Origin of the sequence: Streptomyces sp. NPDC001381 (genome assembly GCF_042895685.1) — a bacterium.
Lineage (GTDB): Bacteria > Actinomycetota > Actinomycetes > Streptomycetales > Streptomycetaceae > Streptomyces.
Genome location: NZ_JBIAWO010000002.1, coordinates 49,850 through 64,095, shown reverse-complemented (window position 1 = coordinate 64,095; position 14,246 = coordinate 49,850). Strand labels below are relative to the sequence as shown.

The following is a 14,246-nucleotide window of genomic DNA, read 5'->3' as shown; positions in this document are numbered from 1 at the left end:
CTTCACCTACTCCCCGGCGCTGCCCGCGGGTCCGGACGGACCGGGCTCGACGAAGCTGTACGGCGGCAGGGGGCCGTTGACGCGTACGTCGAGGTGCGAGCGTGCCTTGCGCAGTTCCTCCACCGCCTCCAGGAACCCGGCGGCCGAGTCCCGGTCCACGAGGAAGGAGACGTTGGCCAGCCAGCCGGTGGACTCGGGGCCCACGCTGGTGGCGGCGGCCAGCGGCTCGAGGGTCTGCTGCACCTCGGCCGCGTCCTCGGCCTCCCGTGCCTTGACCGCCGAGGCGACCATCTCGCCGAGTTGCAGCCGCTGCTCGTAGGTGCCGCCGCCCGCCTGCCGGTTGGCCTCGGCGAGGGCCCGCAGCTCGGGGCTGTCGGCCATCACCTGGTGCAGGACGGCCTCCTCCACGTGGGAGGCCTTGACGTTGTACTCCACCTTGTTGTCGAGCGCCTGCAGACGCTCCAGGTAGTGCTCGGCGCGCTCGGCGAGGACGCTGGTGACCGACTTGTCGTCGGGGGCGACGCTGCCGAACCGCATGGGCAGCACACAGCCGTCGGCGCCGGCCTCGGCGAGCACGTTCTGATGGGCGAGGAGCTCCTTGCGCTTGGGGCGCAGTTCCTCGGGCGCGTCACTGACGACCGCCGCCAGCTCGCCCTCCACCAGCACCCGCACGGGCCTGGGCGGGTCGCCGACACCGCCGAGGGCCTCGGGGAGCGCGGCGTGCGAGCGTGCGGTGATGCCGTAGACGTACGTGCTCACCCCTCGTCCTCCTTCCGGCGCGTCGCGGTGCTCTTGCGGGGCCGCGGCCTGGACTCGGTCTCCTTCGACGAGCCCTCGTCACGTGCCTGCTTGAAGGCGTCGGAGATGGTCTCGGCGGCGCCGGACAGCGCGCCCTTGGACTTGCCGCGCGCGCCCGACTCCGTGACCTCGCCGACGATCTCGGGCAGGCCGGGGCTCTTGCGGGGGCCGGCCTCCAGGTCGAGTCGGTTGCACGCCTCGGCGAACCGCAGATAGGTGTCGACGCTGGCCACGACGACCCGTACGTCGATCTTGAGGATCTCGATGCCGACCAGCGACACACGTACGAACGCGTCGATCACCAGACCCCTGTCTAGGACGAGCTCCAGCACGTCGTAGAGACCACTGCTGCCGCCTCCACCGCCGGTCTGTTGTGCCGGGACAACGGTCATGCCGTCCGCGCCTCCTTGTGTCGGATGGGATGAATGGAAAGGTCTGCGGGTGCGGGCCGGCGGCCTAGCGGCCGCCGGACCGATGTGCGTCGGCCCGCCCGCGCTCGTAGCGACGAACGCGCCGGTAGCCGGTGAGCTGACCCTGCGGATCGAGTTCGACCTGGTAGCTCGCCATCAGGCTCATGGTGTCGGGCACCCGGGCGAGTTCCATGACCTCGATCTCCAAGGTCCAGCCGTCCTCCGTCTGCTCGAAGGACGAGACGCTCTCGGCGGACATGCCGGTCAGCTCGGCGAGCTGCGAGCGTGCCTGACGCAGCACCTCCATGGGGCTCTGCCGGTCCTCGTCCGCCATCGTGCCGTCCCCTTGTCCCTCGGTCTCTGTACGTCGCGTGAAGCCCGTGTCGGCTCTGTGTTCTTCGTGTCAGACATGGCCACCTCTTCCTCCGGGTGGCCTGAACGCTCTTGGCCAAACCTTCACGAGAGCCCGAGTGCCTCAGGAGCCGCGCAGCGCGTCCAGCCGGCGGCGGGCGGGCCCCAGGGCCCGGCCGCGGCTCATCAGCCCTGACCAGGGCCGGGTACGGGCCTGGTCGGCGGCGTTCGCGACGGTCCAGCGGCGGGGGCCGAGGTCCGGGTCGTCGAGCTGGTCCCAGGTGATCGGTACGGCGACGGGCGCGCCGGGGCGGGCGCGCACGGTGTAGGGGGCGACGGCGGTCTGGGCGTAGGCGTTGCGCCCCGTGTCGAGGTAGAGCCGGTCGCCGCGGTCCTGCTTGCGGGCGGCCGTGGTGAGCCGGTCGGGATGCTCGGCGGCGAGCAGCTCGGCGGCGTCCCGGGCGAAGGCGCGCACCTCGTCGAAGTCGTGCCGCCCGGTCAGCGGGACGACCACGTGCAGTCCGCGCGATCCGGTGGTCATCAGCCCGGAGGGCAGGCGCAGTTGGTCGAGCAGCCGGCCCGTCCACCGGGCCGCCTCCCGCACCGCGCCGAAGTCGTCGCCGGAGGGGTCGAGGTCGAACACCATCAGGTCCGGGCGGTCGAGCCGTCCGGTCCGCGACAGCCAGCGGTGCAGGGTGAGGCAGGCCTGGTCGGCGAGGAAGGCGAGGGTCGCGGCGTCGTCGCAGACGGTGTGGCAGACCGTGCCGCTTTCCTTGGGCACCTCGACCCGGGTGATCCACCGCGGATAGTGCGCGGGGGTGTTCTTCTGCATGAACCGGGGCCCGTCGACGCCGTCCGGTTGCCGCTCCAGCATCAGCGGGCGGTCGCGCAGGTGCGGCAGCACGAACGCGGAGACCGACCGGTAGTACGCGACGAGGTCCTCCTTGGTGTACTCCGTGCCCCCGTCGTCCGCCGGGACGAGCACCTTGCCCGGCCGGTGCACCTCGACGGTACGGCGCCCCGCGCGCACCGTACGGACCTCGGCACCGCTCACGGCACGACCGCCGTCTCCACCAGCAGCCGGGCGGACGCGGCGATCGACTCGGCGTCGATGCCTGCGGCGTGCAGCTGCTCGTCGGGGGAGGCCGAGCCCGGCGTCGTGCGCACGGCGAGCCGCACCAGACGAGGCATCGGGCGGCCGTCGAGGAAGGCGTCGAGGACGGCGTCGCCGAGACCGCCCTCCGGGTGGTGGTCCTCGACCGTCATCAGGCAGCCGGTCTCCTCGGCCGCCCGGCGCAGGGTGGCCCGGTCGACGGGCTTGACCGAGTACAGGTCGACGACGCGGACCGCGATGCCCTCGCCGGCCAGGGCGTCGGCCGCCTCGAGCGCCTCGTGGACGGTGACGCCGGCGGCGACGACGGTCAGCCGGTCGCGGTCGGAGGCACGCAGCACCTTGCTGCCGCCGACGGGGAACTCCTCGTCGGGCCCGTACAGCGCCGGGCCGCCGCCGCGCGAGGTGCGCAGATAGCGGACGCCGTCGAGCCCCGCCATGGCGGTCACCAGGTGCGCGGTCTGGTTGGCGTCGCACGGGTACAGCACGGTCGAGCCGTGCACCGCCCGGAACATCGCAAGGTCCTCCAGGCCCATCTGCGAGGGACCGTCCTGGCCGATGGCGACCCCCGCGTGCGACCCGACCAGGTTGATGCCGACGCCGCTGACGGACGCCATGCGGACGAAGTCGTGGGCGCGGGTCAGGAAGGCCGCGAAGGTGGAGGCGTACGGCACCCAGCCGCGCGTCGCGAGGCCGACCGCGGCGGCGACGAGCTGCTGTTCGGCGATGTAGCACTCGAAGAAGCGGTCGGGGTGCTCCTTGGCGAAGAACTCGGCGCGGGTGGAGTCGCTCACCTCGCCGTCGAGCGCGACGACGTCGGGCCGGGCCGTGCCGAGGGCGGCGAGGGCCTGCCCGTAGGCGTCACGGGTGGCGACGGTGTCGTCGGAGTCCTTCTCCCAGCGGGGCAGGTCCAGGTGCCCGTCGGGGACGGAGTGCAGCATGCGGGCGGCGGGCGGCTCGTGCACCTGGACGCGCAGGTCGCGGATCCCGCCCAGTTCCTGCACCGCCTCGTCGGCGTCGGGCAGCGGCTTGCCGTGCAGGCCCTCGCGGTCCTGGACGCTCTCGACGCCCCGGCCCTTGAGGGTGCGGGCCAGGATCACGGTGGGCTGGCCCCGGGTGGAGGCCGCCTCTCCGTAGGCGCGGTCGACGGCGTCCACGTCGTGCCCGTCGATCTCCACGGTGTGCCAGCCGAAGGCCTGGAAGCGGCGGGCGTAGGCGTCGAGGTCGTGGCCGTGCCGGGTGGGGCCGCGCTGGCCGAGCCGGTTGACGTCGACGATCGCGGTGAGGTTGTCGAGATGCTCGTACGCCGCGTGTTCGGCGGCCTCCCACACCGAGCCCTCGGCGAGCTCGCTGTCCCCGCACAGCACCCACACGCGGTATCCGGTGCGGTCCAGGCGCTTCCCGGCGAGGGCGATGCCGACGCCGACGGGCAGGCCCTGGCCGAGCGATCCGGTGGCGGTCTCGACCCAGGGCAGCCGCTGGGGGGTGGGGTGCCCTTCGAGACGGCTGCCGAGCTTGCGGAAGGTGAGCAGTTCGTCGTCGTCGATCGCGCCGGCCGCCTTGTAGGCGGAGTAGAGGAGCGGGGAGGCGTGGCCCTTGGAGAGGACGAAGCGGTCGTTGGCGGGGTGGGCGGGCCGGTCGAAGTCGTAGCGGAGGTGGTGTGCCAGCAGCACCGCCATCAGGTCCGCGGCCGACATCGAGGACGTCGGATGCCCGGAGCCCGCGGCGGCGGAGGCGCGCACGCTGTCCACGCGCAACTGCTGGCCCAGTTCGGTGAGTTCGGCGGTGTCCATCGGGCTACTGATCTCCTTCGGAACGGGTGTGGGTGCGCTGCACGGGCCCGGGGGCGGGGCGGCTCCCCGCCGGCTCACCACCGGGCTGGTTCTTCGCGGGTTCCCCGCCGGGCTGGTTCTTCGCCGCTTCCCCGCCGGGCTGGTTCTTCGCCGCTTCCCCGCCGGGCCGGCTCTTCGCGGGCTCGCCGCCCGGCTGGTTCCGGGCGGCGTCGGGGGTCGGCGCGACGAGCGGCGAGGAGCCGTCCTCGGCGGGATCGGACCCCGGCCCGTCCTTCGCGACGTCGGGCGTCGGCGCCACAAGCGGCCCATCCTCGTCACCGGACCCGGACTCCGGGTCCTCCTTCGCGACATCGGGCGTCGGCGTCACGATCGGCGCATCCTCGTCACCCGGCCCCGACCCGGATCCGGACCGGGACTCCTGCCCGTCCGTCGCGTCTGCGGGCGTCGGCGCCACCAACGGCGAGGAATCGTCGTCACCGGACCCGGACTCCGGGTCGTCCCTCGCGACATCGGGCGTCGGCGTCACGATCGGCGCATCCTCCTCACCCGCCCCCGACCCTGTCCCTGAACCGGACCCGGACTCCTGCCCGTCCGTCGCGTCTGCGGGCGTCGGCGCCACCAACGGCGAGGAGCCGTCGTCGCCGGACCCGGCCGGGCCACGGGTGTCCCGGGCGAGGGCCGCGCCCGGCCCTGACACGGGCCGGCGCTCGTGGCCGCCCGGCACCCTCGCCAGTTCCGGCGAGGCCGTGTCCAGCGGCACCGACCAGGAACGTACGAGGCCCAACTGGACGGACTGGCGCGGCAGTACGGCGTCCAGCAGCCAGTCGGCGGCGACGCGGACGCGGTTGCCGGGCAGGGCGGCGAGGTGGTAGCCGCGGGTGACGAGGCCCGCCGGCAGTCCGGGCAGGTGCACGCCCAGCGGATTGGCCGCGGCCTGCGCCCCGCCCAGGTCGACCACGAACCCCATGTCCTTGTGCCGGTAGGGCCGCAGTTCGCCCCCGCTGAGCGAGGCGGCCACGTTCCGGCCGGCCACCGTGCCCTGCCGCCACGCGTGCTGAGCGGTCATCGGGGTGTACTGACCGGGCTTCTCCAGATCGGGTACGGCGGCCGCGTCGCCGCACGCGAACACCTCGGGCCGGCCCGGCACCCGCAGGGTCGGCTCGACGAGGAGCCGCCCGCGTTCCAGGGGCAGCCCCAGGGACTCGGCGAGCGGATCGGGCCGGACGCCCACGCACCACACCAGGGTCCGGGTGTCGACGAACTCGCCGTCGGTCAGCAGGACCCCGTCGCCCGTGGCCTCCTTCACGGAGGTGCCCATGCGCACCTCGACGCCCCGCCGGCGCAGCACCCGGTCGGCGGTGCGGGAGAGCTGTGCGTCGAGTTCCGGCAGGACGCGTTCGGCGACGTCGAGCAGCAGCCAGCGCGGCCGGATGCCGTTGCGCAACGGGTGGGAGCGCACCAGCGCCTCGGTGAACTGCTGCCCGTGGGCGGCGACTTCGGTGCCGGTGTAGCCGGCGCCGACCACCACGAACGTGCAACGCGCGGCGCAGTCCTCGGCGTTGTCGGCACCGGCCGCCAACTCGATCTGACGGGTGATGTGGTCGCGCAGGTAGAGCGCCTCGGGCAGCCCGCGGAAGCCGTGGGCGTGCTCGGCGACACCGGGGATGGGCAGCAGCTTGTTGACGCTGCCGGCGGCGAGGACGAGCCGGTCGTAGGGGAGGGTGCCGGTGCCGCCCTCCGGGTCGGTGTAGTGGACCGTGCGGCCGTCGAGGTCGATCCGGTCGGCCTCGCCGAGCACCAGCCTTACCTCCCGCAGCGTCCCGGACAGCGAGACGGTGACCCTGCGCGGTTCGAGGAGGCCGGCGGCCACCTGGGGCAGCAGGGGCAGGTAGAGGAAGTAGTCGGTCGGGTTGAGCACGGTGATGTCGGCCCGGCCGCGGGCCTCCCGCGCGAGGGTGCGGGCCGTGCGGTATCCGGCGAAGCCGGCTCCGACGATCACGATGCGGGGTCGAGCCACGGTTCGCCTCCGGGTGTTGTCGTACGGAGTTTCCGCGTCCCCCTGGCCAGGACGGCCAAACGTGCGCCGGGGGGTGCCGGGCGGGCGCGCCACCGGTTTCCCGGCCGGGCGCCGGGTACTCGGTCGGGGCCCCGGCCCACCCCGCCGCGGCTCCGGCCGCGACCGGCCGGGACGATGCGACCCGCCCAGCGCGGAGGTACCCCCCATGCCCGAGTACGGCTACTTCCTGTCCTGCGAGGAGTTCGGCCCCGCGGACCTCGTCGAGCAGGCGCGGATGGCCGAGCAGGCCGGATTCCAGGCACTCTGGATCTCCGACCACTACCACCCGTGGAACGACGCCCAGGGCCAGAGCCCCTTCGTCTGGTCGGTGATCGGCGCGCTGTCGGAGGCGGTGTCGCTGCCGGTCGAGACGGCGGTGACCTGCCCGACCGTGCGGATCCACCCGGCGGTGGTGGCGCAGGCCGCGGCCACGTCCGCGGTGATGACGGGCGGCGGGTTCCGGCTCGGCGTCGGCTCGGGCGAGGCGCTCAACGAACACGTCCTCGGCGACGCCTGGCCGCCCGCGGACGTCCGCCTCGACATGCTGGAGGAGGCCGTCCAGGTGATGCGCCGGCTGTTCACCGGCGAGGAGGTCACCCATCACGGCCCGCACTACACGGTGGAGAACGCACGCCTCTACACCGTCCCGGACGAACCGGTCCCCATCGACATCTCCGGCTTCGGGCCGAAGGCGACCTCCCTCGCCGCCCGCGTCGGCGACGGCTACATCACGATGACGCCCGAGGAGCCGATGGTGGAGCAGTTCCGCAAGGGCGGCGGCGGATCCAAGCCGGTCAGCGGCGGACTCAAGGTCTGCTACGGCACCGACCGCGCCGAGGCCGTCCGCACGGCCCGCCGGCTGTGGTCGAACCAGCTGCTGCCCGGCGAGATGGGCCAGATCCTGCCCACCCCGAGCCACTTCGAGCAGCTCGCGCCGCTGGTCACCGAGGAGATGGTCGGGGACAACACGGTGTGCGGCGACGACGTCGACGAGCACGTGGCCGCGCTGAAGGCGTTCGCCGACGCGGGCTTCGACCGGATCTACGTCAACCAGATCGGCCCCGACCAGCGCGGCTTCTTCGACTTCTACCGCACGAAGGTGCTGCCCCGGCTCGACCGGGGCTGACCGCGGTGCGCCCGGGCTGGAGCGGTACCGGGTGCCACCGGGTGGTGTGCGCCGACGCCCGACGCCCGGTCTGCGCCGGGCCGCCGCCCGGCCGGGCCCCGGTCAGGCGTGCGACCTGCGGCGCAGCCCGGCGGTGACCGCGGCGCCCAGCCCGCCGGCCAGCAGGCCGACCCCCATCCGCGCCCGGTTCCGCGAGACCCACTCCTGCACGCTGGTGTCCGTCGACTCCGCGTCGAACCGGCCGTGCGCGCCGAAGTCGTGCCCGGGCGGGCCGTCGGCGGGGCTCCACAGATTGCCCGGGCCGCCGTCCCGCTCGCCCTGCTGCTGGGCGTCGAAGCCGGTCCGGGCGAGATACCGGTCCAGGAACCCCGGAACCACCGCGTTGGCGATCAGGGTCGCCGCCGTGGAGCCTCCCACCCAGTACTCCCGCCGGCGGGCGTGGCCGGCCGCGTGCACGATCGCCCTTGCCGCGACCTCCGGCTGGTACACCGGGGCCACCGGCCGGGCCCGCCCCGGCATCCGGTCCGCCACCCAGTCGAACTGCGGGGTGTTCACCGCGGGCAGCTGCACCATCGTCGTACGGACCCGGCTGCCCGTGTGCAGCAGTTCGCACCGCAGGGACTCGTTGAACCCCTGGATCGCGTGCTTGGCGCCGCAGTACGCCGACTGCAACGGCACGCCCCGGTAGGCGAGCGCGGAGCCGACCTGGACGATCGTGCCGCGGTCGCGCGGCAGCATGTGCCGCAGGGCGGCCCGGGTGCCGGACACATAGCCCAGGTACGTCACTTCGGTGACGCGGCGGAACTCGTCGGGGGTGATCTCGGTGAAGGGCGCGAAGACGCCGGCGAAGGCGTTGTTGACCCACACGTCGATGCGGCCGAACGCGTCGGCGACCTTCTGCGCCGCGTCCTCGACGGCCTTGGCGTCGGCCATGTCGACGCTCACGACGAGAGCCTCGCCGCCCGCGCGCTGCACCTCGTCCGCGGCCGCGGCGAGCCCCTCACGTCCCCGGGCGAGGAGGGCGACCCGGTCGCCGCGCGCGGCGAAGGCCAGGGCCGTGGCACGGCCGACGCCCGCGCTGGCGCCGGTCACCACCACGGCCCGGCCCGGTCCCCGAAGCGTGCGCATCACGCATCACGCCCGGTGGTGCGGGATCTCGGGGTCGATGTCGTCACCCCGCGCCGTACCCGCTTCCGGCCCCCGCGCGCCGGGCACGCCGGGCGCGGGAGGCGTGGTGGGCGCGGTGGGCGGCATCGGCGGGTACGGCGAGCCGACACCGGCTGCGGGCCCGGCCGGCGGCAGTCCGCCGGCGACGGGGCCGTGTCCCGCCTGCTGTGCGGCGTGGCTCAGCCCTGCCTCGCCGCCGGGCCGGGCGGGCCCGTGCGGCCGGGCGGCGCCCCGCAGCGCGTACGCCACGGCGCCCAGGATCGCCGCGGTGATCAGTGCGGCGGCCCAGCCGGGCAGACCGATGTCGAGGGCGAGGCCCAGGGCGACCGCGAGGGCCGCGCCCGCGTAGAGGGCGACCGCGCCGGACGCCGCGTACAGCGTGGCCTTGCGGCGCTGCCTGCGGGTCTGCTCCCGCAGCTCGTCGCGGATCGTCTTGCGCGCCACCTGCGCCAGCTCTTCGACGAGGTGCTTGTCCAGATGCTCCAGATGATCCATGCGCTCCATGGCGGCCGGGTACCCGCCGTCGCGGGCCCGTAACGCCGGGGCCGACGGGCGCCCGGCGGAGGGGCGACGGACGGAGGGCGAGAGGGCGCGAAGGGGATCGGGTGAGGGGATCGCCACCCTCCGGCCGGCCCAACTAGGCTCGCGGCCATGGACATTCTGGGAGCCACGCTGCGGGTGTGTGTCGACGATCTGGAGGCCTCGGTCTCCTTCTACGAGCGGCTCGCGGGCACCAGAGCACTCCGCTTCGGACGCGGCGGTGTGGAAGTGGCCGCGGTCGGCTGCTTCCTCCTGATGAGCGGGCCCGAGGCGGAGCTGGAGGTGCTGCGCAAGGTGGCCGCGACGATCGCCGTGGCCGACGTCGACGAGGCCCACAAGACCCTTACCGAGCTCGGCGCGGACGTCGTCGCGGGCCCGGTGGCGACCCCGGCGGGCCGCAACCTGATCGCCCGTCACCCGGACGGCTCGGTGTACGAGTACGTGGACCGCCGCCCCGCCGAGGACACCGCTTAGGGCCTGGTTCCCGCCGGGACCGCGCCCGGCGCGGGCGGGTGCGGGGCCCGGGGTCGAGGGGCGTCGCGCACCACGGAATTCCGTGTGCGCCGCGCCCCCGCCGACGTACCCTCGACCGTCCGACGGGTCGAGCGAGGAGCGAACGTGAGCGAGCGGCACACCTACCGGGTGATCGTCCGGGGTACCTGGGACGGCCTCACCGACGAGGCCCGGGCCCGGCTGCTCGCCGAGGCCGACGGCCACGGCCTGACCAGCATGCGCTTCACCGAGGAGGGCACGCTGTCGTACGAGCCGCGCCCGCTGAAGCACTTCTCGATGCGCTATGTGGTGGTGTCGGACGCGGCGGACGGCGAGGAGATGGCGGGCGCGCTCGCGGAGGAGCGCGCGGAGACGGCGCTGCGGGAGCGGGGCTACGGCTTCACCGGGCTGAAGTCGACCGTGACGGACCTCGACACCATGAAGATCAACCGGAAGTCCGCAGCTCGGCGGTGATCGCCCACCGCTCGTGGTCGCGCCACTCCCCGTCGATGTGGATCATCTTCGGGGAGAAGCCCTCCAGCCGGAACCCGCAGGCCCGGGCGAGGGCGATCGACGCCGCGTTCCCGGGCTGCACGTTGATCTCCAGCCGGTGCAGCCGCATCGGCCCGAACGCGTACCCCACGACGAGGTCGAGGCCCTCGCGCATCAGTCCGCGGCCGGCCGCGTGCGCGAAGGCGCCGTAGCCCAGCGCGCCGCACTGGAAGCCGCCCTGGACGATGTTGTTGATGTTGATGAACCCCGCGAGGGCGGCCCCGCGCTCCTTCTCGCAGACCAGGAACCCGGCTTTGGCGGGGTCCTCGATCAGCCGTCCCGCGTAGGCGGTGTACGCCTCGGGGGTGGCCGGCGGGAACAGCCACGGGTGGTGCAGGTCCTTGCTCTCGCGGACCCGGGCGGTGAACTCGGCCCCGTCCGCGTACGTGAAGTGACGTATCCCGACGCGAGGGCCCTCGGCGAGGTAGCGGGAGGCGGAGTGCGGCATCCGGCCAGCCTACGGCCGGTCAGCGACGGCGGCCCACGAAATAGGCTCCGCACAGCGCGCCGACGAGCCCGGTGGCGAGCAGGGCCGCCCACAGCGGCATGGTCACCACGGGGATCAGCAGCCTGATCTCGGTCTCCTGGGTGTTCTCGAAGATGAAGACCAGGGCGAGCGCGGCGAGCACCAGGACGACGATCCGGCCGGGCGTCATCGCCTCGCGCCAGCCACCGGACCGGTGGCGGGTCCCGGAGGTCGTCGAGTACTTCGAGGTCTTCGGGCTCATACGTCCAGGGTGGGCCGTGAACCGCTGTCCCGCACGTCAGCGCAGGGCGGGCTCGTCCAGGGTCAGCGTGCCCGCGTCCGCGTCGAGTTCGGCGTTCACCCCGAAGGGCACGGTCAGCGCGCCCTCGCAGTGGCCGAACCCGAGTTCCTCGACGACCGGCACGCCGAGGCCGCCGAGCCGGTCGGCGAACACCGGCCGCAGCTCCTCGTAGGGTCCGCAGCGCTCCCAGGACCCGAGCGCGATCCCGGCGACGCCGTCCAGCCAGCCGGTGCGCAGGAGCTGGGTGAGGGCACGGTCCACGGCGTACGGCCGCTCCCCCACGTCCTCGATCATCAGCAGCCCGCCGCGCGCGCCGGGCCGGGTGTGCGGGGTGCCGTGTCCGGTGGTGAGGAGGGTCAGACAGCCGCCGAGGGTGACGCCCCGCGCACGGCCCGGGGCGAGGGCCGGTGCCGGGGTCGGGGAGCCGAGGGTGCGGACGGTCTCGGGGGTGAAGAGGGTGGCCCTGAGGTGTTCCTGGGCGCGGGCGTTCTTGACGAAGTCGATGCCGGCGGCCACCGGTCCGTAGAGCGTGACCAGGCCGAGGCGCACGGCGAACGCCTCGTGGAGCGTGGTGTTGTCGCTGAAGCCGACGAACACCTTCGGTCCGGCCGCCCGCATCGCCTCCCAGTCGAGCAGGTCGACCACGCGCTGGGCGCCGTATCCGCCGCGGGCGCACAGCACGGCGTCGACCGCGGGGTCGCACCAGGCGCGCTGGAGGTCGGCGGCCCGGTCGGCGTCCGTGCCCGCGAGGTGGCCGAGGCCGGGGTGCCGGTCCAGGACGTGGGGCGCGGCCACCGGGTCGAGGTCCCAGCCGCGCAGCAGGTCGAGCCCGGCCTGCAGCCGCTCCTCCGCCACGGGTCCGCTGGGGGCGACGACGGCGACGCGGGCGCCGGGGGCCAGCCGGGACGGCCGGACGAGGTCCTTCACTGCACGAGCTCCAGGGTGGGGATACCGGGCGGACGCAGCCCGAACACCTGAGCGTACAGCGACAGCTCCGCCTCCAGCGCGCGCACCGTCGTCTCCGCCCGCCGGAACCCGTGCCCCTCCCCCTCGAACGCGAGATAGGCGTGGGGCGCCCGGACCCTCCGCCCCGCCAGCCGGGCCAGGAACCGCTCGCACTGCGCGGGCGGACAGATCACGTCGTCCAGGCCCTGGAGCAGCAGAAACGGTACGGCGATGCGCTCGGCGTGCTCCAGCGGCGAGCGCTCCGCGTACCGGGCGGGCACCTCCGCGAGCGGCCCGACCAGCGTGTCCAGGTAGCGCGACTCCAGGTCGTGCGTCTCGCCGGTCGCCCAGCCCAGCAGGTCCAGCACGGGGTAGCGGATCGTGCCGCAGGCGTACACGTCGGTGCCGGTCAGCGAGGCGGCGGCGGTCCAGCCGCCCGCGCTGCCGCCCCGGATCGCCAGTCGGCCGCGGTCGGCGGTCCCCTCGTCGGCGAGGGCACGGGCGACGGCCGCGCAGTCCTCGACGTCGACCACCCCCCACTGCTCGCGCAGCCGCTCCCGGTACTCCCGCCCGTATCCGGTCGACCCCCCGTAGTTGACCTCGGCGACACCGATGCCCCGGGAGGTGAAGTAGGCGATCTCCAGGTCCAGCACGAGCGGCGCCCGGTCGGTGGGGCCGCCGTGCGCCCACACGACGTAGGGCGGCAGTTCGTGCCCGGGGGCCGCGCAGGCCGGATGGTGGGGCGGGTAGACGTGCGCGTGGATGTCGCGCCCGTCGGGTCCGGCGAAGGTGCGGATCTGCGGCTCCGGATAGTACGCCGGGTCCACCGCGTCGTCGTGCGCGGCCCCGATCACCCGGGCCCGGCCGGTGCGGGCGTCCAGCTCCACCACCTCGTAGGCGCTGCGCGGACTGGCCGCGACGGCGACCACCCGGTCCCCCCGCACGGCCAGGGTGGACGCGAACTCCGTCCACGGCCCGGCCGCGTCGACCAGCTCCCCGGTCTCCGGATCGAGGATCCCGAGCGCGGTGGCGCCCCGGCCGTGCACGACCGCGACGAGCCCGTTGTCCAGCGGCGCGAACCAGCGGTGCCCGAGCTTCCACAGGGCGCCGCCGAACTCCTCCTCACGGGGGCAGACGGGCTCGTGGTCGCGGTAGAGGTTCCACCAGCCGGTGCGGTCGCTTGTATACAGAAGACGGTCGGCGGGGAGGTGTGGGCCGTTCACGGTGGACCGCATACGGTCGTCAGCGGACTGCGCGTCGCCGACGGTGGACTGCATACCCTCACTCGGCGACCGCATACGACCGTCCGCGGACCGCATACGATCGTCCGCGTACCGGCTGTCGTCGCCCGCGTACCGCCTACCGTCGTCCGCGTATTGCATACCGCCGCGCGCCGACCGCTGCCAGTCCACCTGCGCGATCGACTCCTCCGGCCCGCCGGCCACCACCCGCGCGCCGCTCAGCGTCCCGTCCGGCGAGACGTCGGCGACGAGCACCTCCGTGCCGTCCCACGGCATCCGGGGGTGGTCCCAGGCCAGCCAGGCGGCCCGGCGGCCGTCGGGCGAGAGACGCGCTCCGGTGAGGAATCGGTGCCGGCCGTCGGTGAGTTCGCGTACGGCGCTCCGGTCGTCGGCGGCCGAGCCGTCCAGGGGTACGGCGGCCAGGACCCGGCGCACGTCAGTGGGGCCGGTGCCGGTGAACTCCTCCAGGACGCACCAGACTTCCCCCCGGTCGAGCAGCAACTGCGGCTCCGCCCAGCGCAGTCCGCCGCCGAGCGTGGAGACGGGGGTCAGGGGCCGGGGGGCGGAGCCGGACTCGCAGGCGTACAGCCGCTGGTCGTCGAAGTGCACGAACACGACCAGGGGGCCGTCCTCCAACGCGGCTCCCACCCACGGCTGTCCGCCGTACTCGACGACCCGGCTGCGCACGTTCCACGGGGGCGGGAGGAACGACTCCTGGGTGCCGTCCGGATGCCGTCGCACCAGGGTGCGCCGGCCCTCCTCGGTGGGGCGGGGCGCGGTCCACCACACCTCGTCGCCGACGAAGCCGACGTACTCGGGCCGTCCGTCGTGCGTGGCGGCGAGGTGCGCGTCGAGGGGTGAGGGCCAGGAACCGTACGGCAGGATCTGCACGTTCTC

Annotated in this window: 14 protein-coding genes and 1 pseudogene; 3 read left to right on the top strand and 12 right to left on the bottom strand. The window is 74.2% G+C overall.

All coding sequences use genetic code 11. From position 1 onward, the window contains the following. Positions 1–6 precede the first annotated feature (6 nt). The 6 genes and pseudogenes from ACFY2L_RS07370 to ACFY2L_RS07345 all read right to left on the bottom strand — a co-directional run bounded on the left by ACFY2L_RS07370 (position 7) and on the right by ACFY2L_RS07345 (position 6,480). On the bottom strand, positions 7–759 hold the full coding sequence (locus ACFY2L_RS07370; RefSeq protein ID WP_390658777.1) for a GvpL/GvpF family gas vesicle protein: 753 nt from the start codon (positions 757–759) through the stop codon (positions 7–9). Next, the gene (locus ACFY2L_RS07365) at positions 756–1,190 is read right to left on the bottom strand and encodes a gas vesicle structural protein GvpA (RefSeq protein WP_390658778.1); all 435 of its coding nucleotides are present in this window, start codon (positions 1,188–1,190) and stop codon (positions 756–758) included. The genes ACFY2L_RS07370 and ACFY2L_RS07365 overlap by 4 nt, the downstream gene beginning before the upstream one ends. Positions 1,191–1,254: 64 nt before the next feature. Then, a pseudogene (locus ACFY2L_RS07360) lies at positions 1,255–1,530 on the bottom strand (gas vesicle protein); the annotation flags it as partial. A 153-nt stretch (positions 1,531–1,683) separates the two neighbouring features. Then, positions 1,684–2,613, bottom strand: coding sequence for a non-homologous end-joining DNA ligase (ligD, locus tag ACFY2L_RS07355; protein ID WP_390821741.1), 930 nt, complete (start codon positions 2,611–2,613; stop codon positions 1,684–1,686). Next, positions 2,610–4,463: a transketolase gene (locus ACFY2L_RS07350; protein ID WP_390821740.1), complete on the bottom strand. Its 1,854-nt coding sequence runs from the start codon at positions 4,461–4,463 to the stop codon at positions 2,610–2,612. The genes ligD and ACFY2L_RS07350 overlap by 4 nt, the downstream gene beginning before the upstream one ends. Positions 4,464–4,467: 4 nt before the next feature. Then, on the bottom strand, positions 4,468–6,480 hold the full coding sequence (locus ACFY2L_RS07345; RefSeq protein WP_390821739.1) for an FAD-dependent oxidoreductase: 2,013 nt from the start codon (positions 6,478–6,480) through the stop codon (positions 4,468–4,470). Between the two features lie 205 nt (positions 6,481–6,685). Here ACFY2L_RS07345 and ACFY2L_RS07340 point away from each other — a divergent pair, with 205 nt between their 5' ends. Continuing rightward, complete coding sequence (locus ACFY2L_RS07340; RefSeq protein WP_390821738.1) at positions 6,686–7,645, top strand: LLM class F420-dependent oxidoreductase; 960 nt, start codon at positions 6,686–6,688, stop codon at positions 7,643–7,645. Between the two features lie 102 nt (positions 7,646–7,747). On the opposite strand, the gene ACFY2L_RS07335 is transcribed toward ACFY2L_RS07340, so the two are convergent. Beyond that, the gene (locus ACFY2L_RS07335; protein WP_390821737.1) at positions 7,748–8,773 is read right to left on the bottom strand and encodes an SDR family oxidoreductase; all 1,026 of its coding nucleotides are present in this window, start codon (positions 8,771–8,773) and stop codon (positions 7,748–7,750) included. 6 nt (positions 8,774–8,779) lie between these two features. After that, complete coding sequence (locus ACFY2L_RS07330; RefSeq protein WP_390821736.1) at positions 8,780–9,316, bottom strand: phage holin family protein; 537 nt, start codon at positions 9,314–9,316, stop codon at positions 8,780–8,782. Positions 9,317–9,463: 147 nt separating this feature from the next. Between ACFY2L_RS07330 and ACFY2L_RS07325 the strand changes: the two genes are divergently transcribed. Both ACFY2L_RS07325 and ACFY2L_RS07320 read left to right on the top strand, forming a co-directional pair. Further along, complete coding sequence (locus ACFY2L_RS07325) at positions 9,464–9,826, top strand: VOC family protein (protein ID WP_390658785.1); 363 nt, start codon at positions 9,464–9,466, stop codon at positions 9,824–9,826. A gap of 144 nt (positions 9,827–9,970) precedes the next feature. Continuing rightward, a complete protein-coding gene (locus tag ACFY2L_RS07320) occupies positions 9,971–10,318 on the top strand; it encodes a DUF6204 family protein (protein ID WP_390821735.1) in 348 nt (115 codons plus the stop codon). Here ACFY2L_RS07320 and ACFY2L_RS07315 read toward each other — a convergent pair. Genes ACFY2L_RS07315 through ACFY2L_RS07300 form a run of 4 tightly spaced genes read right to left on the bottom strand, consistent with a single transcriptional unit; the run spans position 10,290 to position 14,240 of the window. Further along, positions 10,290–10,844 (bottom strand): GNAT family N-acetyltransferase, encoded by a 555-nt coding sequence (locus ACFY2L_RS07315; protein WP_390658787.1) that lies wholly within the window; start codon positions 10,842–10,844, stop codon positions 10,290–10,292. The two genes, ACFY2L_RS07320 and ACFY2L_RS07315, sit on opposite strands and share 29 nt — an antisense overlap. 19 nt (positions 10,845–10,863) lie before the next feature. Beyond that, the gene (locus ACFY2L_RS07310; protein WP_390658788.1) at positions 10,864–11,124 is read right to left on the bottom strand and encodes a DUF1049 domain-containing protein; all 261 of its coding nucleotides are present in this window, start codon (positions 11,122–11,124) and stop codon (positions 10,864–10,866) included. Positions 11,125–11,160: 36 nt separating this feature from the next. Continuing rightward, on the bottom strand, positions 11,161–12,090 hold the full coding sequence (locus ACFY2L_RS07305) for an LD-carboxypeptidase (protein WP_390658789.1): 930 nt from the start codon (positions 12,088–12,090) through the stop codon (positions 11,161–11,163). Continuing rightward, complete coding sequence (locus ACFY2L_RS07300) at positions 12,087–14,240, bottom strand: S9 family peptidase (RefSeq protein WP_390821734.1); 2,154 nt, start codon at positions 14,238–14,240, stop codon at positions 12,087–12,089. Before ACFY2L_RS07300 ends, ACFY2L_RS07305 begins: the two co-directional genes overlap by 4 nt. Positions 14,241–14,246 lie beyond the last annotated feature (6 nt).